The organism is Acetobacter fallax, assembly GCF_011516735.1.
In the GTDB taxonomy this organism is placed as follows: Bacteria; Pseudomonadota; Alphaproteobacteria; order Acetobacterales; family Acetobacteraceae; genus Acetobacter; species Acetobacter fallax.
On record NZ_WOSX01000015.1, the window covers coordinates 14,478 to 39,039 of the forward strand.

General features: G+C 60.1%; 23 protein-coding genes and 1 tRNA gene. 8 read left to right on the forward strand and 16 right to left on the reverse strand.

The window, feature by feature from the left end; genetic code table 11:
- Window position 1 precedes the first annotated feature (1 nt).
- Both GOB85_RS09265 and GOB85_RS09270 read right to left on the reverse strand, forming a co-directional pair.
- Window positions 2-1,684: a PqiB family protein gene (locus tag GOB85_RS09265; RefSeq protein ID WP_408737061.1), complete on the reverse strand. Its 1,683-nt coding sequence runs from the start codon at window positions 1,682-1,684 to the stop codon at window positions 2-4.
- Window positions 1,681-3,156 (reverse strand): paraquat-inducible protein A, encoded by a 1,476-nt coding sequence (locus tag GOB85_RS09270; protein WP_173577267.1) that lies wholly within the window; start codon window positions 3,154-3,156, stop codon window positions 1,681-1,683. The genes GOB85_RS09265 and GOB85_RS09270 overlap by 4 nt, the downstream gene beginning before the upstream one ends.
- A gap of 92 nt (window positions 3,157-3,248) precedes the next feature.
- Here GOB85_RS09270 and GOB85_RS09275 point away from each other — a divergent pair.
- A tRNA-Thr gene (locus GOB85_RS09275) sits at window positions 3,249-3,323 on the forward strand.
- Window positions 3,324-3,498: 175 nt separating this feature from the next.
- Here GOB85_RS09275 and GOB85_RS09280 read toward each other — a convergent pair.
- Window positions 3,499-3,705, reverse strand: a complete 207-nt coding sequence (locus GOB85_RS09280) for a hypothetical protein (protein WP_173577268.1) — start codon at window positions 3,703-3,705, stop codon at window positions 3,499-3,501.
- 502 nt (window positions 3,706-4,207) lie between these two features.
- On the opposite strand from GOB85_RS09280, the gene pqqA reads away from it, so the two are divergent.
- The 6 genes from pqqA to GOB85_RS09310 all read left to right on the forward strand — a co-directional run bounded on the left by pqqA (window position 4,208) and on the right by GOB85_RS09310 (window position 9,688).
- Window positions 4,208-4,288 (forward strand): pyrroloquinoline quinone precursor peptide PqqA, encoded by an 81-nt coding sequence (pqqA, locus tag GOB85_RS09285; RefSeq protein ID WP_010666882.1) that lies wholly within the window; start codon window positions 4,208-4,210, stop codon window positions 4,286-4,288.
- A gap of 70 nt (window positions 4,289-4,358) precedes the next feature.
- Window positions 4,359-5,282, forward strand: a complete 924-nt coding sequence (pqqB, locus tag GOB85_RS09290) for a pyrroloquinoline quinone biosynthesis protein PqqB (RefSeq protein ID WP_173577269.1) — start codon at window positions 4,359-4,361, stop codon at window positions 5,280-5,282.
- A complete protein-coding gene (gene pqqC / locus GOB85_RS09295) occupies window positions 5,279-6,010 on the forward strand; it encodes a pyrroloquinoline-quinone synthase PqqC (RefSeq protein WP_173578990.1) in 732 nt (243 codons plus the stop codon). Before pqqB ends, pqqC begins: the two co-directional genes overlap by 4 nt.
- Complete coding sequence (pqqD, locus tag GOB85_RS09300) at window positions 6,010-6,294, forward strand: pyrroloquinoline quinone biosynthesis peptide chaperone PqqD (protein ID WP_173577270.1); 285 nt, start codon at window positions 6,010-6,012, stop codon at window positions 6,292-6,294. Before pqqC ends, pqqD begins: the two co-directional genes overlap by 1 nt.
- A gap of 44 nt (window positions 6,295-6,338) precedes the next feature.
- Complete coding sequence (gene pqqE, locus GOB85_RS09305) at window positions 6,339-7,409, forward strand: pyrroloquinoline quinone biosynthesis protein PqqE (RefSeq protein ID WP_242011411.1); 1,071 nt, start codon at window positions 6,339-6,341, stop codon at window positions 7,407-7,409.
- Window positions 7,410-7,633: 224 nt separating this feature from the next.
- Entirely contained in the window at window positions 7,634-9,688 is a 2,055-nt protein-coding gene (locus GOB85_RS09310) for a TonB-dependent receptor plug domain-containing protein (protein ID WP_173577272.1), read from the forward strand.
- Window positions 9,689-9,747: 59 nt separating this feature from the next.
- Here GOB85_RS09310 and GOB85_RS09315 read toward each other — a convergent pair whose 3' ends face one another.
- The 13 genes from GOB85_RS09315 to GOB85_RS09375 form a co-directional block, all read right to left on the reverse strand.
- On the reverse strand, window positions 9,748-11,037 hold the full coding sequence (locus tag GOB85_RS09315; RefSeq protein WP_173577273.1) for an NAD(P)/FAD-dependent oxidoreductase: 1,290 nt from the start codon (window positions 11,035-11,037) through the stop codon (window positions 9,748-9,750).
- Between the two features lie 130 nt (window positions 11,038-11,167).
- The gene (locus GOB85_RS09320; RefSeq protein WP_173577274.1) at window positions 11,168-12,064 is read right to left on the reverse strand and encodes a dihydrodipicolinate synthase family protein; all 897 of its coding nucleotides are present in this window, start codon (window positions 12,062-12,064) and stop codon (window positions 11,168-11,170) included.
- Between the two features lie 92 nt (window positions 12,065-12,156).
- Window positions 12,157-12,408 (reverse strand): DUF3297 family protein, encoded by a 252-nt coding sequence (locus tag GOB85_RS09325; RefSeq protein ID WP_173577275.1) that lies wholly within the window; start codon window positions 12,406-12,408, stop codon window positions 12,157-12,159.
- A gap of 69 nt (window positions 12,409-12,477) precedes the next feature.
- Window positions 12,478-13,764, reverse strand: a complete 1,287-nt coding sequence (fabF, locus tag GOB85_RS09330) for a beta-ketoacyl-ACP synthase II (RefSeq protein WP_173577276.1) — start codon at window positions 13,762-13,764, stop codon at window positions 12,478-12,480.
- A gap of 75 nt (window positions 13,765-13,839) precedes the next feature.
- A complete protein-coding gene (locus GOB85_RS09335) occupies window positions 13,840-14,079 on the reverse strand; it encodes an acyl carrier protein (RefSeq protein WP_166316854.1) in 240 nt (79 codons plus the stop codon).
- A 448-nt stretch (window positions 14,080-14,527) separates the two neighbouring features.
- A complete protein-coding gene (fabG, locus tag GOB85_RS09340; protein ID WP_173577277.1) occupies window positions 14,528-15,271 on the reverse strand; it encodes a 3-oxoacyl-[acyl-carrier-protein] reductase in 744 nt (247 codons plus the stop codon).
- A 55-nt stretch (window positions 15,272-15,326) separates the two neighbouring features.
- Window positions 15,327-16,298, reverse strand: a complete 972-nt coding sequence (fabD, locus tag GOB85_RS09345) for an ACP S-malonyltransferase (RefSeq protein WP_173577278.1) — start codon at window positions 16,296-16,298, stop codon at window positions 15,327-15,329.
- A gap of 271 nt (window positions 16,299-16,569) precedes the next feature.
- Window positions 16,570-17,085 (reverse strand): ElyC/SanA/YdcF family protein, encoded by a 516-nt coding sequence (locus tag GOB85_RS09350; protein ID WP_173577279.1) that lies wholly within the window; start codon window positions 17,083-17,085, stop codon window positions 16,570-16,572.
- Window positions 17,082-17,384: a hypothetical protein gene (locus tag GOB85_RS09355; protein WP_242011409.1), complete on the reverse strand. Its 303-nt coding sequence runs from the start codon at window positions 17,382-17,384 to the stop codon at window positions 17,082-17,084. Before GOB85_RS09355 ends, GOB85_RS09350 begins: the two co-directional genes overlap by 4 nt.
- A 28-nt stretch (window positions 17,385-17,412) precedes the next feature.
- Complete coding sequence (locus GOB85_RS09360) at window positions 17,413-18,168, reverse strand: glycine betaine ABC transporter substrate-binding protein (protein ID WP_173577280.1); 756 nt, start codon at window positions 18,166-18,168, stop codon at window positions 17,413-17,415.
- A gap of 70 nt (window positions 18,169-18,238) precedes the next feature.
- Complete coding sequence (locus GOB85_RS09365; protein ID WP_173577281.1) at window positions 18,239-20,353, reverse strand: M13 family metallopeptidase; 2,115 nt, start codon at window positions 20,351-20,353, stop codon at window positions 18,239-18,241.
- A gap of 126 nt (window positions 20,354-20,479) precedes the next feature.
- Window positions 20,480-21,307, reverse strand: a complete 828-nt coding sequence (locus GOB85_RS09370; RefSeq protein WP_173577282.1) for a ferritin-like domain-containing protein — start codon at window positions 21,305-21,307, stop codon at window positions 20,480-20,482.
- Between the two features lie 207 nt (window positions 21,308-21,514).
- Entirely contained in the window at window positions 21,515-23,335 is a 1,821-nt protein-coding gene (locus tag GOB85_RS09375) for a sensor domain-containing phosphodiesterase (protein WP_173577283.1), read from the reverse strand.
- A gap of 150 nt (window positions 23,336-23,485) precedes the next feature.
- Between GOB85_RS09375 and bioB the strand changes: the two genes are divergently transcribed.
- A complete protein-coding gene (gene bioB, locus GOB85_RS09380; RefSeq protein WP_173577284.1) occupies window positions 23,486-24,493 on the forward strand; it encodes a biotin synthase BioB in 1,008 nt (335 codons plus the stop codon).
- Window positions 24,494-24,562 lie beyond the last annotated feature (69 nt).

Consider the following 24,562-nt stretch of genomic DNA (forward strand, 5'->3'; position numbering starts at 1 on the left):
CTTAGCGTCCGGTGACAAGGGCTGAGGGATGGTTGGTCAGGAACTCGGAGAGGAAACGCAGGGAACGCGCCGTGTCGCCGAGCTGGACCACCATTGATTGCAGGCTGCGGTGGAAATCGTTGTCGCCGCCGTAGCTTGAGAGCAGTTTGTTGGCGTTTTTCATGGTTTTATCGAGCTGATCGCTCATTTCAGGCAGACGCTTCATCAGCGGCTTCATGCCCTGATTCGTGTTGTCGAGCAGGCTGTGCAGACTCCGCAGGGAGTCACGCAGCTGAACAAGCGATTCCTTCACTTCCGGGCTGTTGATCTTCTGATCGGCATGCGACAGCAGATTGTTGGCATTGTTGCCGATCTGCTCCAGCGGCATCGCGGCCAGTTTGTCGGAGACGGTGGAAAGCGACTGCATGATACCCGCCATGCCGCCAGCCTGCCCCGGGATGATGAGTGTGCCACCTTCCATGGCGGCGGCGACCGGCGTGGCATTTTTCACGAAGTCCAGCGAGATGTTGGTCTCGCCTGTCAGCATGCTCACGCTTGCGGCGGAAGCGCGCAGGCCGTTTGCGACAAGAGCTTCCATGAGCGGCGCCATGGTGTCCTGCCGGATTTCGTCCGGCGCGAACACGCGCTCGGGCTGCATGTCCATGGCGACGCGCACTCTGGCCTGACCGGTTTTCCGGTCGATCTGCAGTTTGACGTTGGTGACGGAGCCAACCTGGATGCCGAACATGGTGACGGAACTGCCAACAGCGAGGCCGGCGACGGAGGATGAGAGGTATGTCGCCGTCTCAAGGCGCTCATGATAGCCGGCGTCATCCGCTCTGTCTTTGTCGTCATAGAGCTGGAAGATCGTATTGGCCGGGGCTTCCTCAACAGACTCGCCGGTTGTTCCGGGGCTACTGAGAGAGAACGCGATACCACCGGAGAACAGGGCCTGGAGGGACTGCATCTGGACTTTCAGACCACCGGCGCCGAAGCCGACTTTCACGCCGGACGCATTCCAGAAACGGGTGTTTGTCCGCAGGTAATGATCGTAAGGATCGCGCACGAAGAACTGGATAAGCACAGGACCGATGCCGCCGGGCGGGAGGGTGTAGCCGAGAACTTCACCAACATCGACATCACGGAAGAAGACGGGCGCACCGGGACCGATGGAGCCGATGGAGGGCGCCACGAGGGAATAAGTCCGGCCAGGCTGGTTGGACTGCATGCCGGGAGGCGTTTCGAGACCGGTGAATTTTGTGGCCTTTCCACCGCCGGCACCGCCGGGATCGAAGGCGATGTAAGCCCCTGAGAGCAGGGTTTCGAGGCCTGTCACGCTGGCGCCGTTGATGCGGGGGCGCACGACCCAGAAACGGGATTTATCGCTGAGGAGACCGGACGCGCTGGCGTTCATCTGCACGCGGACATCCACATGGCGCATGTCTTTTGACAGCGTGATGGAGTCGACAGTGCCCAGGGTGACGGCCTTGTTCTTGACCTGTGTCTGGCCGCTGGTCAGGCCATCAGCGGTGTCGAATGTGATGAGGATCTCGGGGCCGCGATTGTAGAGGCTTTTCCACAAAAGGAAGACGGCGATCATGACCGAGATGATGGGGATGACCCAGATGATCGAGAAACGGGTCCGGGCCACTTTTGCCGTGGGCGGAGAATCCGGATTTCCGGGATTGTTCTGTTCCGAAGTCACGCTCGCGCCGGCTCCATTTCGTTCTGACTATTGGCGCCTGCAGTGTGCACGACACCTGTTAATTCATTCCGTTCGGGGGGTTCGTCTTCTGTCACGGGCCCGTTATAACCGGCGACATCCCACATCAGTCTCGGATCGAAACAATGAACCGCGAAGATGGTGATGACCACCACGGCGGCGAACGACACGACACCTGCATTGGCCGTGACATTGGCCAGCGAACTGAAGCGAACGACCGCGACGAGAATCGAAATCATAAAGACGTCGATCATCGACCAGCGCCCGATGACATCGATGACGCGGAAGAGTTTGGACCGGAAGAGCAGCCCGCGCTTCGATTTCCGCGATGTCTGGATGATCATGAAGCCGAGGCCGAGGATCTTGGCGACCGGCACGGTGATGCTGGCGAAGAGCACAAGCAGGGAGAGCGGGATCATACCGTCCTGCCAGAGTTCGATCACGCCTTCGACGATGGTGTGTCCGCCACCGCTGCCGACCTTGATGACGGTCATGACCGGGAAGAGATTGGCGGGAAAATAGAAGATCAGGGCGGACAGCACCAGCGCTGTGGTGCGCGTGATGCTGTTGGTTTTCCGCCGCTGCATGGTGTGTCCGCAGCGGGGGCAGTTTCCGACGATGTGGGTTTGCGGAACGGGGCTCGGGAAAGCGCCGACGAGGCCGCAGGAATAGCACGACAGCATGTTCTGCGGTGGTGGCATCCCGATGTCCCGGACATGGACCCGGTCCACGACGACACGCGAGCCATCCGGCCGTTCCAGCGTTCCTTCCACCCGGCGACGTTTCCAGATGAGGTCCTTATCGAGTGTCTGGTCGGTGGCAGCCATACTGATCATAAGCCCGGCGATCAGGTAGGCGGCAGCGCCAACCTCGACATGGGCGAGATCCACGAGCTTGGTGTAAGCCACGAAGATACCGAGGATATAAACCTCCATCATCGACCAGGGACGGAGCTTTTCATACCAGGCGAGGAGATTGGGCGCCCAGTCGGGCAGTTCCTCGAAGAAGGCGGATGTCAGGATCAGCCCCATCATGGCAATGACGACGCCGGGGGCAAGGATGGTGACGAGACCGACGAGCACGCCAACCTCTCCCCAGCCTTCATGCAGAAGTTCCATCGGCCCGGTGAGCAGATCGACCGAGCGCTCTCTTCCGTAGAGGTTCAGGGTCATCAGCGAGGAGGCTATGGTGGCAAGGTAGAGCGCGGCAGAGGTGATGCAGAATGCGAGCGGCGTTGCGATCGGGGCTGTTTTATTGCGCCGCTCAAGGCTCTGACCACAGCGTGTGCATCGCGCGACGCTCCCTGGCGCCAGTTCCCGGAGAACCTGAAACTCCCCGCAACAGGGACATTCCACGAGACCTTCAATGACTTTGACGTGGGCGGAATACCTCCGCTTCCGTCGGGCCAGATTTATGGCGCCACGATAGAGGCGGGTGGAGAGTGAGGACGACATCCGCCTGTTTTATCCTGGACGGGCCGTAACAGATAGGCTGAACCGATATTGCAGCCATGTCCGGGATCGGTTATAGGGCTGCCACGCAACGGGCCGACATAGCTCAGGGGTAGAGCAACTGATTCGTAATCAGTAGGTCCTCGGTTCAATTCCGAGTGTCGGCACCATTGTTTTTCACGAAAACACAAAGACTTAACTGAATCTGATTTATTCAGTTTCCGGTTTCAGGCCGGGTCGTGTCCTTATTCCCTGCCTGTTTGCCCCATATCGTCGCCACAGTATGTCCTGTTCCGCTTTCGGGCTGCTCCGGCGGAATATTACAGCATGATTTACTGATCCGCCTTATCCGGCTTCACCATCGGACGGCCCCGTCCCTTTGATGGCGGCGAGAAGGACATGGGGCACGTCAGCCTGGGGAACGCCCAGTTGCCGGCAGACGGCTAGCACCATTGCGGCCGCGATTGTCTGTGGAGAGTCATCCGGGCCGCACACGGCGCTGCCCGTAATGACGGTTTCTATCGCGCACATAATTTCCGGATCTTCGGTCATGACGACGCCCTGTGTGTGAGTGGTTCTCTCTCAACGCACGCAGTTTCGCCGGGATTGCACGGCAGACGATTGTGATAATTGTGTCTGGTTTTCTATCTGGTTTTATACAAACTGCGTTATTCTGAACGCTTTTCTGCCGTATACATCCGGGCTGCCCGGAATGTTTCGGCGACCTCGGGAAAGATGAGTCAGCTTTTGACGGCATGCCAGAGCGGGGCGTTACCCGGCAGCGTTTTCAACATTTCGTGAGCTTTGATTTTAAGCGGTAACAGAACCTCCGTAAACGGGGCCATTCCGGTCAGCCGGTCGCCACACATATTTCAGGTCATAATTTTAACGAAATCAAAAACTTATATCTTATCCTCCGACGCTCCACTCCCGGAATGATCCCCTCGCGCCAGGCATGTTTGTCTTCCACCTGACACCGACTCTGAAGTGGCTGGCGGCACAGAAAAATCATGGTTATGGTTTCCTCACTTCAACCAGCAGAGGAGGGCGTGTCATGGCCTGGAATACTCCGAAAATCACGGAAGTGCCTCTGGGCGCTGAGATCAACAGCTACGTTTGCGGCCAGAAGAAATAAGGTCCGCAGACCATGCTGAAGCGTCGCCAGCCTCGCGCTGGCGGCGTTTTGCTTTTATACCCCTGATTCCATGATTGATCTTGTCGTGCTTGGCGCCGCCGCGGGTGGTGGCTTTCCTCAATGGAACTCGAATGCGGAAGGATGCCGGAGGGCTCGTGCCGGTGATCCGGCAGCTCCCGCCCGAACGCAGGCGTCCATTGCCGTCAGTGGTGATGGAGAGCACTGGTTTGTCGTCAATGCCTCACCAGATCTGAGGCAGCAGATCAGTCAGACGCCAGTGCTGCATCCAAAGACCGGACTGAGATCGACGCCGATTGCCGGGGTCATCCTGACGGGCGCGGAAGTGGACACGATCACAGGTCTGCTGACGCTGCGGGAGCGGCAGGCCTTTGAAATTCTCGGAACCCGGCAGGTGCTGGATCAACTGGATGCGAACCCGATCTTTGAAGCGCTGAACCGGTCGGTTGTCGCGCGACGGGAAATTGCTCCCGATCAGACGGTTCGGCTGACGACTCAGGGCGGGCGGCCAGCCGGGCTGGAGATCACGCTGTTCGCGGTTCCCGGGAAGGTGCCGCTTTATGCCGAAACGGGCGAAAATCCGGCAGCCATCATGGAGAATGGCGAGACGGTCGGACTGGAGATCACGGATGGCCGGTCACGGGTGCTGTTCATTCCGGGCTGCGCGGCAATGACGGACCGGTTGCGGACACGGATTGCCGGAGCGGATCTGGTGTTGTTCGATGGCACGCTGTGGCAGGATGATGAGATGATCCGCGCCGGGCTGGGCGAAAAGACCGGCAAGCGGATGGGGCATATGTCCGTCAACGACACGGACGGCACGATTGCAGCGTTTCGGGATCTGAACGTCGGACGGAAAGTCCTGATTCATATTAACAATTCCAATCCTGTTCTACTGGCGGATTCGTCGGAACGTGCCGAAGTCGAGGCGGCAGGATGGGATGTTTCCTTTGACGGCATGAGGATCACGCTATGAGTGATGCGCTTCTCTCCTCTGACGATCTTGAAGCGGCGCTGCGGGCCATCGGGGCTGAGCGGTATCACAACCTGCATCCGTTTCATCGCGCGCTTCATGACGGGAAACTGAACAGGGGACAGGTCCAGGCCTGGGCGCTGAACCGCTATTATTATCAGGCGAGTATCCCGGCGAAGGACGCCACGCTGCTGGCACGGCTGCCGACGGCGGAACTGCGGCGGGAATGGCGGCGGCGCCTGGAAGACCATGATGGCGATGCGCCCGGAACCGGTGGCGTTGCACGGTGGCTTCGGCTGACAGACGGGCTCGGACTGGACCGGGCCTATGTTGAGTCGCTGGACGGGCTGCTGTCCGGCACGCGGTTTGCGGTCGAGGCCTATGTGCATTTCGTGCGGGAGCGATTGATCCTGGAAGCTATCGCATCGTCTCTGACGGAGCTGTTTTCGCCCACGATCATCAGCGAGCGCGTCTCGGGGATGTTGCGGAATTACGATTTCATCACCCCCGAAACCCTGGCGTATTTCACCCCGCGTCTGACACAGGCGCCACGCGATTCCGATTTTGCCCTGGCTTACGTGAAGGAACATGCGCGGACCGTGGAGCAGCAGCAGGCGGTCCTGGCGGCGCTGAAGTTCAAGTGCGGGGTTCTGTGGTCGATGCTGGATGCGCTGGATTATGCGTATGTGGTGCCCGGGAATATTCCACCGGGTGCGTTTCGGCCTTCGTGATGGACGACATTTCCGAAGATCGGGTGCCAGCTTTCGCACGGGGAACACGTCTGCAGCGGGACCGGGTGCGTGAGCAGTGGGTGGTACAGGCCCCCGAGCGGGCGTTTCTGGCTGATCCGGTTGCAGCGGAGATTTTGCAGCAGGTTGATGGTGAAACGCCATTGCGAACAATCATCGACGGATTGACCGCAGCGTTTGAGGCGCCACGTGAGGTGATCGCCCGGGATGTGCTGGCGCTGGTAAGCGATCTGGCGGATCGGCAGGTGCTGATATGGAAGACGTGACTACGGCGAACGTGCCCCCTGCCCTTTCAACGCCTGCTCCGCCGATGAGTTTGCTGGCGGAACTGACGCATCGGTGTCCATTGCAATGCCCGTACTGCTCCAATCCGCTGGGGCTGGAGCCGAAGGCCGGGGAGCTTTCGACAGACGAGTGGCGCCGGGTTCTGGATGAGGCCGCCGCTCTCGGGGTGTTGCAGGTTCATTTCTCGGGCGGAGAACCGATGGCGCGAAAGGATCTGCCTGATCTGGTGCGCCATGCGGTGAGAAAAGGACTTTATACAAACCTGATCACATCAGGGGTTTTGATGGATCAAACCGCTCTGGACCAGCTGGCCGCCGCCGGTCTCGATCATGTCCAGTTGTCGTTTCAGGATGTGGACGAGGCGGGTGCCGGGCGGATCGGCGGGATGAACGGCGCACAGGCGAAGAAAATTGAGGCCGCGCGGCTGGTTGTCGCGGAGGGGATGCCGCTAACTCTGAATTTTGTCGTTCACCGGCTGAATGTGGCGCGTATTCCGCAGATGTTTACTCTGGCCGAAGAACTTGGTGCCCGGCGGGTCGAGATTGCACACACGCAGTATTATGGATGGGGTTTGAAGAATCGGTCGGCATTGCTGCCGACGCGGGCGCAGCTTGAGCAGAGCGAGCGGGACGTGGCAGCGGCGCGGGAGCGGTTCGGAACCCGGATGGCAATCGATTTTGTCACGCCGGATTATTACGCGGATGAACCGAAGCCGTGCATGGGCGGCTGGGGGCAGCGTTTTGTGAATATCACGCCCTCTGGCCGTGTGTTGCCGTGTCACGCGGCGGAGACGATTCCGGGCGTGGAATTTCCTTCCGTGCGGAAAGCCTCTCTGTCCGGAATCTGGAACGAATCTGACATTTTCGCGATGTTTCGTGGAACGGACTGGATGCCGGAGCCATGCCGGTCCTGTGACCGGAAGGAAATCGACTGGGGAGGATGTCGCTGCCAGGCACTGGCGCTGACCGGACGGGCCGATGCGGCGGACCCGGTGTGCCGGCGCTCAGAGGATCGGGCGACGGTGGATGTTGCGCTGGCGGAAGCCTCCGTCGGGGCAGAAGACTTCGTGTATCGGCGGTATATGAGACAGCCCTGACCAGATCCTTCCCTCCGCACTGATGCAGGCGTGAAGGAGCCGGTGTCTGACGAAAAAATCGCCACCTCCGTACCGCAATATCCGTTTGATACTTCCACTGCGAAAACATGCACGCAACAGGATAATTCTGCGCTGACAGCGCCTCGTAATTAATTTTGGGGAAAGCATCCGTCTCTAGTGTGACAGCATGAGCCTGATCCACACATGATGCGCCCGTAGCGAGCATGCCTGACAGAAAGCGCTTCCCCACACGCCAGGACCTCCGGTCCCGCGCTCTGCTGAGTCGATGCGGGCTGATGACTCCGGGTCTGTGCCTGTTCGCACTGATGATCCAGACTGCCAAAGCCCAGAGCCTTGACTATTCCGGTTTCGAGACGCTGTTCGGTGAACCTGTCACATCCTCTGCGACAGGCAAGCCCCAGCGGGCCAGTAATCTTCCCACCGACATGCAGATCATCACCGGTGAACAGATTGAAGGCTCGGGTGCCCAGTCTGTACCGGAAATACTGAGAATGGTCGCCGGCGTGAATGTTCGGCGATATTCGACGCTCGGGGCCAACGTCTCGATCCGCGGCGATGACGCGGCTGCCGGATCACGAACGCTGGTTCTGGTGGACGGGCGACAGGTCTATCTGGACGGTTACGGCTACACCGACTGGGGACTTCTCCCCGCCTCCCTGCATGACATCAGACAGATTGAAGTGGTTCGCGGGCCAAACTCGGCTGTTTACGGTTTCAATGCGTCCGGAGGCGTTATCAATATCGTCACGCGCGATCCGCTTCATGAAAACAAAAGCTATGTCCATATCGGAGGCGGGAGCCTGGGAACGTTCGGAGGCGAACTCGTGGCGTCCCACAAATTCTCTGACCGTCTGGCTGCCAAATTTTCCCTGAATGGTATGCAGTCAGACGAGTATGAAGATGCTCGCGCACGCAACACCGGCACCAGGGTTTTTGCCCTGAACTCCTCTCTTGATCTGAGAGGCCAGATCACGCCCCGTATCGACTGGAAACTCTCAGGAACGATCGGTCAGGACAAATCACCGTTCTGGCTGGATATCGGCGATTATATCATGAGCGAGCCCATCTCGAAGAGTCTGGAAGGAAAGATCAATGCCGATACAGGTTTAGGACTGATTGAGTTCCGGGCCTATCATAATAGTTTCAGCAGCACCAACGCGGCCAGTGTCGGCATTGATGGTTACTCAATTCCGATCGATTTTACCTACAATCTTGGCACGACAGACGCGCAACTCTCCGACACGATCGCTCTCGGCAACAAAAACGATCTCAGGCTGGGCGTTGAATATCGCTACACGACTCTGAATGCCGGGCAAAGCGGGGTCGGCGTAGCCAGCGGCTACGATATGCTCGGGGCCGCCTCGGCAGTCTGGGATTATCGGATTTCACCAAAGCTGACGATGACAAATGCTTTTCGCATAGACGCGTTTTATGTTCCATCCCTGCGCAACTCCGGCTCCGCGGCCTTTTCTGCCGCCCCGGCCCATCACTATGTCGCACCAAGCTTCAACAGCCGCCTGCGTTATGACGCGGGAAATGCAGGGATATTCGGACTGAACGTCGCCCGGGGAATCCAGCTGCCCGCACTCTTCGAGTTTGCACCAAACGCTTCTCTTGGCCCCGTGGCAATCATGAACAACTCGTCACTCGTGCCATCCACCACAATCAATGTCGGATTGAATTATTCGAGAAAAATTGTGCCACTCAATGCGAATTTCACTCTGGCACTCTTCGCCCAGCGTACCGTCAACATGCTCGGAACACCTTTTGCATCCAATTTCATCTTTACGCCTCCGGCCACTCTCGTCATTCATCCGGCAAATTATGGTCGCGTGGACGATGCGGGAGGCGAGGCACGCCTTGAAGGCACCACTTCATTCGGCCTCAACTGGGATGTTTCGTATGCAATGACATCGGTGCGCGACCTCGCACAGACGTCACAGATCAATTTCGAGCGGCAGACGCCGGTGAACAGCGTCATTGGTGGCTTTTCATGGAAACTTGGAAAATTTGACCTGAGTTCCCATGCCCGCTGGCAATCGCACTATCAGGATGTCTCCGCGAATTTCGTAACAATGACCCTCGACAACGTCATGATCCATGATTTTGTCACACTGAATGCCCGTGTGGCCTGGCATTTCAGAAAGCACTTCCTGCTTTCTCTGAGTGCAGACCAGATGGCTGACTCTGCCCTGCGTGAAACAGCAGGGCTCAGGATTCAGCGCAGACTGACGGGCGGGCTGACCGCACAGTTCTGAGGCCCTTTCACCCGACCAGCCGCATCCCGGCTTTCAAACCAGGGAAACAGATGCGGACATCAGCCTGCATCTTTGATCCATTCCGGATGATGCGGCACGGCGATGTCGCGCCCTTTGAGCATCATATCCCAGTAAACGCGGGGGAAAACTTTCGTCTTGAGCATCCAGGCGAAACTGCTCGGCTTACGCTGGTCATAAGGGAAACTCGGAGCAGGTTTGCCGCCATAGAGAAATTCAGCCAGCACGACTTTTCCATAAGCCACCGTGAGCGGACACGCGCCATAACCATCATACGAAGCTGTTACAGGAGTGCCTTCCAGAGAGGCCAGAACGTTTGCGGCAACAACCGGCGTCTGGGCACGGGCGGCGGCGGCGGTTTTGGCATTGCTGGTGCCGATCACATCGCCGGCGCCGAAGATGGTGTCGTATTTAACGTGACGCAGCGTTGAAGGATCAACATCGACCCAGCCAGCAGCGTTGGCGAGAGGGCTGGATTTGATGAAGTCCGGCGCGCTCTGCGGCGGGGTGACGTGCAGCATGTCGAAGCTGCGGGTTTCACGCGAGGTCGAACCATCCGGGGCCGTGACCTCGAAGATTGCCGTTTTGGTTTTGCCGTCCACGGCAACGAGGTTGTGTTTGTAGAACAGATCCACGCCGTAATAATCGACAGCGAACTGAAGTGACGGCCGGTAATAGTTGACGCCGAACAGAGCATCTCCGGCAAGCAGGAATTCAACCTCCGTGCGGTTGAGACTGCCTTCCTTCCGCCAGAAATCCGAGGCGAGATAAACAATTTTCTGGGGAGCTCCAGCGCATTTGATGGGCATGGGCGGCTGGGTGAACAGGGCTTTGCCACCATTCAGGGTCTGAATACAGGTCCAGGTGTATTCGACATGCTGCATCGAGTAGTTGCTGCACACACCGTTCTTTCCGAGCGTATCGCTCAGGCCTTCGATCCTGTCCCAGTCGAGCTGGAGGCCCGGACAGACGACGAGGCGTCGGTATCCGATGCGTTTGCCGTCATCCAGGGTAACGATGTTGTCTTCCGGCTGGAAAGACGCAGCCGATGCGCGGAGCCAGGCGACACCATCCGGGATCAGGCCGCCTTCCTGGCGAAGGGTCTGTTTCAGAGACATGACGCCGGCACCGACAAGGGTCCAGCCAGGCTGATAGGCATGGGTGGTGGCGGGATCGACGATGGCGACGGAGAGCGACGGACGTTCACGGCGCAGTTTTGCGGCAATGGAGATGCCGGCAGCACCTCCGCCGACGATCAGAACGGTGAACTGCTGATCGGGCTGAGACGGGGTTGCATTCGCTGGGGTGCCTGAGGCTGCGGTGTCGGTCATAACCGGCGCTCCTTTTTCTGCTTTTACGACGTGAGCGAAGACGCGCACGGTGCGCTCATCCGGTCGTCGGGGCAACCGGGTTCTGACGGAACTGAGAGCGGGGTAGCCCCGACTGAAAGACGGGTTGCCGTCAGTCCGCGAGAGTATCGAGGAACTGGCTGAGCCGAAGGACAACATCTTCCGAAACCGGCAGAAGCGGCAGCGGAAGCGGTCCCGTCGGGATACCGCGCAACCCGGCGATGGCATAAACGATACGCAGACTTCCGTGGGTCCGGACAAGCGCCCAGAGCGGTTCGAGCGCCTGATTGAGTGCTGCGGCTTCCCTGATCTCACCATTCTGGCTGGCGCGAGTGAGCCTGAGAACGGGGCCGGGCAGAACGCCGGCCAGGGCGCTGTAAAATGCTGCGGCACCGGCCTGCATGGCGGAGGCGATCGCCCAATCTCCGCTATAGCCGATGGCAAAACCGTCCCGGCAGAGAGGCTGAAGGATGGTGCGTTCGGCGGCGATATCGTCATGAGCGGGCAGAGTCATCTTCACGCCGGTAATACGCGGCTCCTGCGAAAGGCGCGCGATCAGACTGTGGGTGAAGGTGAAATGGGTGGTTGAGGGATTGTTGTAGATGCACAGCGGCAGCCCGGTGCTGGCGGCAATGGTCCGGTAATGGGTAAAGGCTTCGTGCCCGGTCAGCGGTGTGTAGGACACCGGGGCAAGCAGCAGGGCATCGGCGCCAGCGCGTTCGGCCTCACGCGCAAGGTCACGGGACCAGTCGGTTCGCACAGTGCTGACGCCGACGATGAGCGGCTTTCGGCCCACGACGGCTTCAACCCCAACAGCGACAGCACGGTTGCGTTCGGCCCGGTCAAGATAGGCGTAGATGCCTGTGCTGCCCAGGAGGCCGATGGAGTCCACGCCAGTCTGAGACAGAGAATCGAGCAGGCTGGCAAGCGCGCCGGTGCGGACCCGACCATCCGCATCAGCGGGCGTCGGGACGAAGGCTGAGAGACCGTGGAAGGGTGCGGAGGGCATGGCGGCGAGTCCATAACGGAGAAGAGAGCACGAACAAAAACGCCCCTGTTCCGGCTGGAACAGGGGCGCTGAGATCAGATTTTCCAGGCGGCTTATGCCGGTGCCTGATCATCCTTGATCCAGACCTCGACAGGCCCCTGAAGTTTCATGGCCATCGGTTTACCACGACGATCAAGGGTTTTACCAACGGCGACACGGACCCAGCCTTCACTAATGGAGTATTCCTCGACATTGGTTTTTTCCACGCCCTTGAAGCGGATGCCGATGCCGCGCGCGAGAAGCGCCTCGTCATAGAACGGGCTGTCGGGATCAACGGAAAGACGGTCGGGAATTGTATCGGTCATGAACGACTCTGCTGTTTGCTGTGTGAGAACGGACCGGATTTCCAGGACAGGAAACCCGGTCGTGTTTTCTCAGACGCCGCGGACGACGATGCTGGCGTTGGTGCCACCGAAGCCGAAGCTGTTGGACAGCGCGACATTGACGTTACGCTGCTGCGCGTGATGCGCGACACGGTCGATGGCGCTCTCTCGCGACGGGTTATCGAGATTGAGCGTCGGCGGAACGACGTTATCGCGAATCGCGAGCAGCGAGAACATGGCTTCCACGGCACCAGCCGCACCGAGCAGATGCCCGATTGCCGATTTGGTGGAGGACATGGCGAGCTTACCGGCATCTTCACCGAACAGACGCTCCACGGCCACAAGCTCAAGATCATCGGCCATGGTCGAGGTGCCATGAGCGTTGACGTAACCGACCTCGGCAGGGGTCACACCCGCGCTTCTCAGCGCGGAATTCATGGCACGATAAGCGCCTTCGTGACCTTCGGCGGGCGCGGTGATGTGATGGGCATCACCGGACATGCCGTAACCGACGATTTCGCCATAGATTCTGGCACCACGGGCTTTGGCGTGCTCGTATTCCTCAAGCACGACGATGCCGGCGCCTTCGCCCATCACGAAGCCGTCGCGATCACGGTCCCACGGACGTGAGGCCTTTTGCGGGGTTTCGTTGAAGGAGGTGGAGAGCGCACGGGCTGAGCAGAACCCGGCGATGCCGAGCTTGCAGACAGTGGCTTCCGCACCACCTGCGACCATGACATCGGCATCGCCGAACATGATGAGGCGGGCGGCGTCACCAATCGCATGCACGCCGGTAGCGCAGGCCGTCACCGCTGAATGATTGGGGCCTTTGAAACCGTAACGGATCGAGACATTGCCCGATACGAGATTGGTCAGGGCCGACGGGATGAAAAAGGGCGACAGGCGCTTGGCCCGGCCCTCATACACCGTTATGGATGCCTCATAGATGGTCTGGAGACCACCGATACCGGAACCGATCATCACGCCGGTGGCGCAGCGATCTTCTTCCGATTCGGGCTTCCACCCGGAGTCCTCGACGGCCTCTGCGGCCGCGATCATTCCGAGATGGATGAAGCGGTCCATCTTCTTCTGGTCTTTGACGGGGATCCAGTCGGAAACAGTGAGCTTCCCTTCGGCCGTCGGGCCTTCGGGCACTTCACCTGCGACATGCGCTGCAAGCTCGCTCGGATCGAACGAATGAATGCGGTCAATACCGCTCTCACCCGCGATGAGACGCTTCCAGACATGCTCGGTTCCGAGCCCGAGCGGGGTCACCATACCCATGCCGGTGACGACAACGCGTCTCCGGCCCAAATCCGATCCAGCCGACTGCAGCAAGCTAGCCCGCTCCCTGTTCACGCGTTAACCGGGGCCCACGATAAACCCTGGACCCTCTATACAGAATGGACCGCCTCAGGCGGCTTTCTGTGCCTCGATGTAGTCGATGGCGTCCTTGACTGTGGCGATTTTCTCGGCCGCATCCTCAGGGATCTCAACATTGAACGCTTCTTCAAACGCCATCACCAGCTCGACGGTGTCGAGGCTGTCGGCGCCCAGATCGTCGATGAACGACGCTTCCGGCGTAACCTTACTTTCTTCGACGCCGAGGTGTTCGACAACGATTTTCTTAACCTTGTCAGCGATTTCGCTCATCTGTCTCTGCTTCCTGTATGCCCAGGGGATACGGGCGATTGGCTGGACACTCGTTCTGCCCGACTTTCAGTCAGTTCCGGGGTGCCTGGCGTGGCAACCCATGTGTGCCCAACGAGGCTGCCGGGGCGCTTAGCACGGTTTTCTTACCGTCGCCAAGACGATACACAAAACCGTTGGCGCTTCGTCATCGGAGTGGCGCCGGAAACACAGCGCCGATCCTGCCATGCAACAGTCCCGCGCAGCAGTCCGGATTACCGGGCACCACCCGCTGCCGAACGGGCCTGAGCCCTGATGGAGCCCGGATTTGTGCGGCTCCGGAGACACTGTTTCAGAGATTTTCCGGCGGAGTAAAAGCCCCCGGAGAGCCGCGTCCGACGCGCATCTTCAGGCATAAAAACACTGAAAACGCCCGCCGGATCATCACCGGAGAAAATTCTGAGGCAGCCTCTCAGATCATCGCCATGCCGCCATTGACGTGAAGAGTGCTGCCCGTGACCCAGCCGGCTTCATCCGACGCGAGATAGAGCACGGCGGAAGCCACATCGTCCGGCGTGCCCATGCGGCCAAGCGGGATAGCACCGACCAGCTTTTCTTTCTGGGCCTCCGGGAGAACATCAGTCATCGGCGTGGCGATGAAGCCAGGCGCCACGACATTCAGGGTCACGCCACGCGGACCGGCTTCCTGGGCCAGGGATTTTGTCATGCCCGCGAGACCGGCCTTGGCGGCGGTGTAGTTGGCCTGGCCGGCGTTTCCGGTGGACCCGACGACGGAGGCGATGTTGATGATCCGCCCCGCCCGGCGACGAAGCATCCCCTTCAGAGCGGCGCGACAAAGGCGAAACGGCGAGGACAGGTCAACGTCGATGACCTTGTTCCAGTCCTCATCCTTCATGCGGATGGCGAGCATGTCCCGCGTGAGTCCGGCATTGTTGACGAGGATGTCGAGCGGCGCGCCAGCGGCTTCCTCGGCACGGGCGACAAGCTGGTCGGCGGCGGCGGGATCGGAAAGATCGGCTGTGACGGCATGCACACGCTCATTACCGAGTTCGGCGGCGAGCTCGGCAAGAACGGATTCGCGTGTGCCGGAGATGACGACGGTAGCGCCCTGTTTGTGGAGCTGGCGGGCGATGGCGGCGCCAATACCACCGGAGGCACCGGTGACGAGGGCGACTTTGGACGTGAGGCTGAACATGCGGTCTTATTGCATCCTGTCAGGTTTGAGCGTTTGGCGGGGTTCAGAGACTGTTTCAGAGGCTTTGCAGGAAAGCCTCAATATCCGTGGCCGTCCCGACTGACTGGCCTTTTGCATCCGGTGCGATGCGGCGGATCAGTCCGGTCAGCACCTTGCCCGCGCCGAGTTCGACGAAACTGTCGATCCCCATGGCCGTCATCGCCTCGACGCTCTCGCGCCAGCGCACCGTGCCACAGACCTGGCGGACAAGGAGATCACGGATCATGTCCGGAGAGGTGACTTTCTCCGCCGTGACATTGGCGATGATCGGCACGATGGGAGCTTTGACAGCAGCTCCGCCCAGCGCCTCGGCCATTTCGTCGGCGGCCGGGCGCATCAGGGAACAGTGGAACGGCGCGGAAACCGGGAGTTTCACGGCGCGTTTGACACCCATCTCTTTCGCAATGACGATGGCGCGGTCGATAGCGCCGATCTGACCGGAAACGACGATCTGACCGCCGCCGTTATCGTTGGCAAGTTCGATGATCTCGTGCCGGTCCGGCTCTCCCTCGACCGTCACGACGGCGGCGGCTTCGCAGATTTCGCGGGCTTTTTCAGGATCAACACCAATCAGAGCGGCCATACCACCCTCTCCTGCCGGAACGGCGCGCTGCATGGCATGACCACGGAGACGGAGGAGTTTCGCGGTCTCGGCAATGCCAAAGCTGCGGGCTGCCGCAAGAGCGGAGTATTCGCCAAGCGAGTGGCCAGCCATGAGAGTCGCTTTTTCAGCGAAATCAATGCCCCCTTCCCGCTCCAGCACGCGCACGACCGCGAGCGAGACGGCCATCAGCGCCGGTTGTGCATTTTCCGTGCTGGTCAGGGTCTCGGCAGGGCCCTCAAACATAATCTTCGAGAGATGCTCGCCAAGCGCGTCATCAACTTCCTGAAAAACCTCGCGGGCCGCAGGAAAAGCGTTGGCAAGATCCTGGCCCATACCGGGAAACTGGCTTCCCTGACCCGGGAAAACAAAGGCGTAAACAGGCATGGGTCTCTCCTGAGCAGTCTGGCCTCCTCTGTCCCGCTACGGGGAGAAAAAGCCGCCGCATCTGTCTGGCGAGCCGGATGCCTCACGGAGAGGCGCGGCTGCGGGTCATAGGACATGATACCGCCGGAATCCTGCCTCGCGGAGCGCGGCCGGGGCGGTTCTTTCGCGGGTGATGAAAGAAAATCCCGGCGGAATGTCAATGCTGGCGAAGGACCAGGTGGGACAGACGGCGTGCGTCGGGCCGGTTTATTCAGCCAGACTCCGGGCGACGCTATCGTTTCGGGTGACGAAGACGCCAGAGCAGCACGAGAAACACATCCCAGACCGTCGCCGGGACTTCCCGCAGCCATTGCCAGAGGAGAGCGCCGACCGGCAGGCCGGTGCCGGCGGGAGACGGGATTGTCACCACGGACCAGCCCATGGCGCGCATCATCGCGACGCAGCGCATCATATGGAAGTCACTGGTCGCAACGCCGACCGGGCCTGCGTAGCCCCGCGCGCGAAGGATCTTTGTGCAGATGATGACAGAATCGCAGGTATCGGACGCCACCGGCTCCGCGAGAATGGCGTCGCCGGGAACGCCGGCATCACGCAGAAGAGCCGCCATGACGTCAGCTTCAGTGCGGCCAGCCCGGGGGACGCCGCCAGTCGGGATGTAGAGCGGTCTGGTCGTGGCATGCTGGCCGAAGCGCAGCGCAGCGGCCACACGCCTCACAAGGATGGCGCCGGCGGTGCCATCCTCTTTCAGGGCCGCGCCAAAGATAATGACGGGAAAAGGCTGGCTCACGCTCCCGCCGAAGTAAACCGGAGCAGCCCCGCAGAAGCCAGCGCCTGAACCGTGTCCCGCCAGACCGCATCGAACTGCGCTGCATCCACGCCCCGGGTTTCGAGCCTGAAAGCGAGGTCTGCGACGGTGTTTGTACCGTCGATCAGTGGAAAGATGCCACGCGCCTGGGGCGGGAGCTGGATGATCCGGCCATCCTGCAACGGAAGCTGGTGGGTTGCAGTCATGGCCATGGCCAGCGCAATGCCGGTGGTGCCGCTGAGATGGGGAATTGTGGCCGGGTTCAGCGGGTCAGAGGACATCGTTACACCTCGCTCCTCTCAGCAGACCTCAGCGCGGCAGAAGCTTGCCACGCTGCCAGGCTTCAGCGGCATCATCGGCGGTCATGCCTTCGTTACGGATGGCATCATCGAGAGCGCTGACAACCTTATTGCCAAGGGTGAGCTCATCGAGTTCATCGAGCATGTCGGTATCGGTCTGCTCGCGGGTGGCTTTATTGAACAGCAGGCGGGCGGTGAGCTCCTTTCCGGCGGCGCCCTGCGGATCAGCGAGCGGACGGAGCGGCACCCTGTGGATCAGGTAATTCGGCGTAAAAAGTGGCGCGATAACGGGTTCGCCGGCTTCAATGGCCGCTGCGATGGACGCATAAGCTTCGTCGTCCGGCTGTGATTCGATGGTGAATCCGGCTTCGGTCAGCCGGTAGCCGGCGACCATCTGGCGCACGCGCGGAACAAGAGATTCCGGGGTCAGAAGATGGCGGGCAGCATCGGAACCGGCAAGATCCGCCATGGACTGCAGGCCGGCCAGCGGGCTGTCCGGACGGTCGGCGACAAAGAAGCCGAAGGTCGGACGGTAAAGATTGCCTATCGGCTCGACGGCGGGAGAGACGAAGATACTGTCTTCCGCCGGGTGCCAGACCGTGGCGAACAGGTCGATTTCGCCGTTGGCCAGCATTGCGGCAAGGGCCTCGTCTGATCCGGCAATGTAATCCGGCTCGATTTCATACGCTTCCAGAACGCGCGCCACAGCAGCCGCTACGGCAGCGTGCAGTGGTGTGTTCCTGTAGGCGAGAGTCAGCGTTGTCATCGAGAAACGTCCCCTTGTCGCGCCTGCCGCCTCGTACTGAGGCGACAGACGGCTTTTCAAAGATGCACCGTTACCAGATTTTTACGCGTGCGTCCGGTGCAAGGTAGAGAGTCTGGCCCGGAACGACGTTCCAGGCTTTATACCAGGCATCGATATTGTGCATGGGCAGGTTGACCCGAGCCGTCGGCGCGGAGTGCGGGTCGATGGTGGCGAGCTGGCGCGCACGGTCTTCGCGCACTTTCATGCGCCAGACCTGTGCCCAGCCCAGGAACACACGCTGGTCGCCCGTCATGCCGTCACGGGTTCCGGCCGGCTTACCGCCGAGCGAGGCACGATACGCATCCAGCGCGAGAGTGAGGCCACCGAGATCGGCGATGTTCTCGCCCATGGTCAGTTTACCGTTCAGATGCACTCCCGGCAGAACCTGGAAAGCATCATACTGGGCGGCAAAGCGGGCACCGAGTTTTTCGAAGCGGGCGGCATCCTCTTTGGTCCACCAGTCGCTGAGGCGACCGTGTTCGTCGAATTTGCGGCCTTCATCGTCAAAGCCGTGGGTCATTTCGTGACCGATGACCCCGCCGATGGCGCCGTAATTGACAGCCGTATCAGCATTCGGATCAAAGAATGGCGGCTGCAGGATGGAGGCCGGGAAGACGACTTCGTTGAAGACCGGATTGTTGTAGGCGTTGACGGTCTGCGGCGTCATATCCCATTCGTCACGATCGACAGGCTTGCCGAGATGACCAAGCCAGTAGGTCCATTCAAAGGCGCCGGCGCGGGCAGCGTTGCCGTAGGCGTCACCCGGACGGATGGAAAGACCGTCATAGGTGCGCCATTTTTTCGGGTAGCCAATCTGAATCTCGAAATGATCGAGCTTCGCAACCGCGCGCTGCTTCGTGGCGGGTGACATCCAGCTGTTGTTCTGCAGACGGATGCGGAACGCGGCTTTGAGCTGCTTCGTCAGCGCGTCCATCTTCGCCTTGCTCTCAGGCGGAAAATACCGATCGACGTAGATTTTTCCGATGGACCAGCCCATTGCGTCCTCGGTCATATCCGCGCCGCGTTTCCAGCGAACGGCGAGTTGCGGCTGGCCGGCAAGAGTTTTACGGTTGAAGTCGTAGGACGCGTTCACGAAGGACGAAGACAGGCAGTTCGCCGCATTGTTCGCAAGGTGGAAAGCAAGCCAGGCCTGGAGCACAGGCAGTTTCGCCGCGCCGAGAATCTTCGCCTGCCCCGTGATCGCGGAAGGCTCGCCCACAATCAGCTTCGCCGCATCGGCCTGCTCCACGCTGATCCCGGCGCCCGCGAGCCAGGCAGTCCAGTCGAAGCCCGGCGCCTGTGCCGTCAGTTCCGCCACGGAGCGGGCGTTGTAGGTTTTCTCCGGGTCGCGCATGTCGGCGCGGGCCCAGTGGACGCCGGCAACGGAGGTTTCCAGCGCGACAACATCAGCAGCGCGGGCGGCGGCATCCGGCCAGCCGACAAGGCCGAGCATCTTCGTGACATAAGCCTGATAAGCCTGCTTCTTCGCGGCGAATTGCGGTTTCAGATAATAATCACGATCGGGCATGCCGAGGCCGGACTGATCGACGTCAATCGAAAAACGTGTCGGGTCTTTCGCGTCAGGCTGGATGCCGAGCGAGAACCCTGTAGTCTGAAATGTAGTCTGGCCGGTGCCGAGAAGGTGCGCCAGGTCAGTCGGGGTTTTCACGGCGCGGATCGCGGCGAGATCGGCGGCAAGCGGCTTTGCTCCCAGCGTCTCGATAGCAGCTTCGTCCATGAATGTCGTGTAGTAAGCAGCGAGTTTTTCGTCGCTGGTCTGCGGACTGGCGGACGGGGTTTTTGCCAGACCGGTCAGAATGTCACGAACGCGCTGCTGCGAAAGTTCACGCAGCCTGTCAAACGCGCCGTAGGAGGTGCGGTCCGCAGGGATTGTAATCGCCTGGACGGCCTTACCGTTTGCATAATCGAAGAAGTTATCACCCGGACGAACAGCCTTGTTCTGTCCTGCGAGATCAAAGCCCCACGGCCTGATCGCAGCGTCCCCTGTGGCATCTCCTGCGGCCTGAGCGAAAGCTGCCTGTGCTGAAAGAACAGCGGCGGACGGCGCCGAGAGGCACGTGGCCAGCATCAGGCCACGCAGGGCTTTACCGCTCAGGGCGCAGTGGCGAAATTTCCGGATCAGCATACGGCAGATATCCCTGACAGGACGGCGGCAGTCGGCTGATACCGCTGCCACTGTGATTATTTGTTACAGCCATGCATAAATCAGGCAGCAGTCAGGGCAAAGAGGGCCGGAACGCTTTCTTCGGGTTCAGGCCCCTGCGGCAGCGATTTTCGCGAAGGTTTTCCGGCGCTGCCGGATCAGAGCGTAAACAATTTTCGCGGCAATGGCGTGAACCCGGCCATGCGGGCGGAAACCGATTGTTTTCAGAACCATGCCCGTGACCCGGTCAATATGCTTCTGGCGATAGGCCTGAAGCGCACGCGACATATACCCGGCGATGCAGCGGCGGCGGTCATAGGGCACTGACGGGGGCTCGTTGGTTGTGTAGTACGCAGAGGCGAGTTCGTCATCCTCGCTTTCGGTGACGCGGCCGAGGGCGATGCGGGCGCGGGTCCATGGACCGAGCCGTTCGCGCTTCAGGTAGCGGCGCATGTGATCATAGAAGAGCTTGAAATGCCGGTATTCGTCGGCGGCGATCTGTTTGCAGATTGCTTTCAGCAGCGGTTCGGAGGTGGCATCGGCGAGCGCTGAATAGAAGGATGACGTTCCGGTCTCGACCATACATCGGGCGATCAGTTCGCCGGTGCGCGAACCGCGAACAGAGGCCGTAGCGTTGAGGTCGATGTGATAGCTGGAGCGGTATCGCTCGAAGGCAGCGGGATAGTCCCAGCCGGGATCGGCCAGCATGGCCCAGCGGCCAAGGGCGTCTCCATGCTGGACTTCCTCGATGGCCCAGTTATCGGCCGCGGCCTGAAAGTCCGCATCGTCACTGAAAACACGGTTGAGATAGACGGCATAGTCCACACCGTTCCGTTCCACGACAGCGGCAGCCTTCACGATGGCGACCACATCGCGGTCGACGCCGGAGGGGTCGAAACTGTCCCAGTTCAGCTGATCGATGTGCCAGTGCTTCATTCCACCCCGTCCCTGCGTTTTTCACGCTCACGCACGCCAGACAAGCGCCCGGCATGACAGTCCACCCCGACCCTTCGGTATTTCGGAAAGACGATCAGGCAAGCGCTCAGCGTGATTCTGGCTCACGCCTGCCCCCAAATACGCGTGACGTCAAGAAAAGCCGACGCGCCGGTGACCGGGCTTGATGCTGCTAACGCACGATCCTGATCAGGTGTTTCCACCGGTCAGAACACTGCTGCGTTCCGGGACGCGGACGGCGGCGGGTTGTGCCGCGGCGACCGGCGGACGCGACCTTTGCTGCACTTCCGGTTCCACCCGTGCGGAAGAAGCACGGTGCGAACCGGAACGTCGTTCCGGTTCGGCCTGGGCATGCTGCGACGGAAACGCGCCGTTTCTGCCACGGGACAGAGTCGCGAGCAGTGCATCCGTGGTGATTGGTTTCCCAAAGAGCCAGCCCTGCCCGCACTCAATTCCCAGTTCACGGGCCATGGCCGCCTCGACATCGGTTTCGACCATCTCGGCGACGGTCCGGCAGCCGAGTTCAAAGCTGCATCGGGCAATGGCGCGGATGAGAATTCTGTCGCGCCCGCTTGTCATGGCATTCCGGAAAAATTCTCCGTCTATCTTGATGTAATTGACGGGAAAGCGACGGAGATATTCGAAGCTCATCGCACCGGCTCCGAAATCATCCAGACAGATTCGGTGGCCCCGGCGGAACAGCTTTTGCAGCAGCGCAGTAGGGCGCTCGAAATCCGTGATGCCGCGCGTTTCCGTAATCTCGATCAGCAGCCGCGAGGGGGCAACTTTTGAATCGGGTGCATCAAGAATATTCATTAGCTGATCAGCAAATTCCGGTGACTGCACGGAGCGGCCGGAAAGGTTGAGCGCCACGCGGACGCCGGGTGGCATTTTCTGCAGAAGGCGGATGGTTTTGACGCAGTTGAGCAGATCGAACGTATTGATCATGCCGATCTGCTCAGCAATTTTAATAAATTCACCTGTATTGGCAATGCCGCGCGCCACGCCCTCCGCGAAACGCGTCAGAACTTCATAATGCTGAATGGCGCCTGTTTTGAGCGCAATGATGGGCTGCAGCACCTGAAAGAAGGTGTCGTCCTCGATAATATTGCGGCACGACGATGCCTGCCCCCGGTCACGATGCACTGCGGCAGCCAGACATTCCGGCAGGTTTTCGAATGAAAACGTATCGCTGGCGTCTTTCGCGAAAGCGGTCAGCGCATAATCAAGCGCCGACTCGATTTCCTTCTGCTCCTGGAGAGAGGAGTCGAGCGGCAGGGAGCGACTGTAGGTGCTGGCAAGAAGCGAATCGGCCGCGGAGGCGATTTCCTGCTCGATGACGCCTGGTTTTTTGTCTTCACGCCAGATATAGGCGAACGCGCCATCGTTGAGGCGGGTGACGGCTCCCCCTTCACTATAGGTCCTGAGGATACCCTGCACTTCGGCGAGAAAGGCACGGGACAGAGTGCTTTCGCGCGACGCCTGGGTTTTCAGGAGCATCGGCAGGGACAGCATGACAACGCTGAACCGGGGCGCTTCGCCGGGCGGCGGCGTCAGGCGGCGGGCAAAACTGATAAAACCGTCCCGGTCAAGCAGGCCATCGTCTTCCGGGCAGGCGACGAAGGCGCGATCCATGATCGTGGCGGTAACGAGCCGCTCGCCCGGACTGCCAGGAGTGTCGGACATGCCCAGGATGGCGGTGCTTGTCTCACTCTTTCCCAGCAGGAAACGGACCGTGATGCGGTTCATGGCCCCGGTGCTGTCAAATTCCTCGACTGAACGGCGGAAATAAACCCGGTCAGCCGGAATGAGCAGATCAAACAGAGACAGACCACGCACGGCTTTTGGCAGATGGCCGGTCAGCTTCTGTATTCCGCCTCCGACATGGCGGATGCGGAACGCGCGATCGACTTCGAACAAAACATCTGCTGCGGCAAATGCCAGAGCGGCAAGTTGCTCAAGCTTGCGGTCAACGGCCGTGCCTGCATTGATATCACCGTCGGCCGCCATAATCTCCGCGCGCAAATTTGTTTCATTACGATTTTGCCGAAAAGAGAATAATGAGTGCTTAATTCAGGAGCCGCTTTCCCCATATCCTCTGTAAATCGGAAGGATTCCGTGGCAGACACAGGCTACTCACAGACAACCAGGAATGCTTGCATGGCCGACGGCAGCCCTTTCAGCGCCCCTTTCCCTTCTCCCGCGAACCGGAGAGGCGCAGTCCGTCATGACTGGACCCGGGACGACGTGCAGGATCTTCTGGATCTGCCGTTCCCCGAACTCCTGTATCGGGCTCAGACACTCCATCGCGCCTATTTCGATCCGACCGAGGTCCAGATCTCCACGCTGCTGTCGATCAAGACAGGCGGATGCCCGGAAGACTGCGCCTATTGCCCGCAAAGCTCCCGGCATGAAGAGAGCGTGAAAGCTGAACGGCTCATGGCCGTCGATCGTGTCATCACAGAAGCAAAACGCGCAAAAGATGCCGGTGCGGCGCGGTTCTGTATGGGCGCTGCCTGGCGGTCCCCGAAGGATCATGACCTGGAAACCGTCTGCGAGATGATCGAAGGCGTGAAGGGTCTCGGGCTCGAAACCTGCGTGACGCTGGGAATGCTGGACACGAAGCAGGCGCACCGCCTGAGGGATGCCGGCCTCGATTACTACAACCACAACATCGATACCTCGCCTGAATATTACGGCGAGATCATCTCCACACGCACCTGGCAGGACCGGCTGGATACGCTGGAAAACGTCCGCGACGCCGGCATCAATGTCTGCTGTGGCGGCATTGTCGGCATGGGTGAAGGCGAAGGCGACCGCGCCAGCATGATCGCAACCCTGGCCTCCATGCCGAAGCACCCGGAAAGCGTGCCGATCAATCTGCTGGTACGGGTTGCCGGAACGCCCCTGGGAGAAGCGGATGAGGTCGATCCCATCGACTTCGTGCGGGTGATCGCGACGGCCCGGATCACAATGCCTGAAAGCCATGTCCGCCTCGCCGCCGGACGCGAGAACATGAACGACGAAACCCAGACACTTTGCTTCCTCGCCGGCGCCAACTCGATCTTCTACGGCGAACGCCTGCTCACCACCCCCAACCCGGCGGCGACGCGGGACCGGAAGCTGCTGGACCGGCTGGGAATGCGGACAACAATGGTCGAAAGCTGAACCATCTCTGACCTGACAGGCTTATCCTGTCAGGTCAGGCCATATCCCTGACGGACAGCGCCCGTGCTC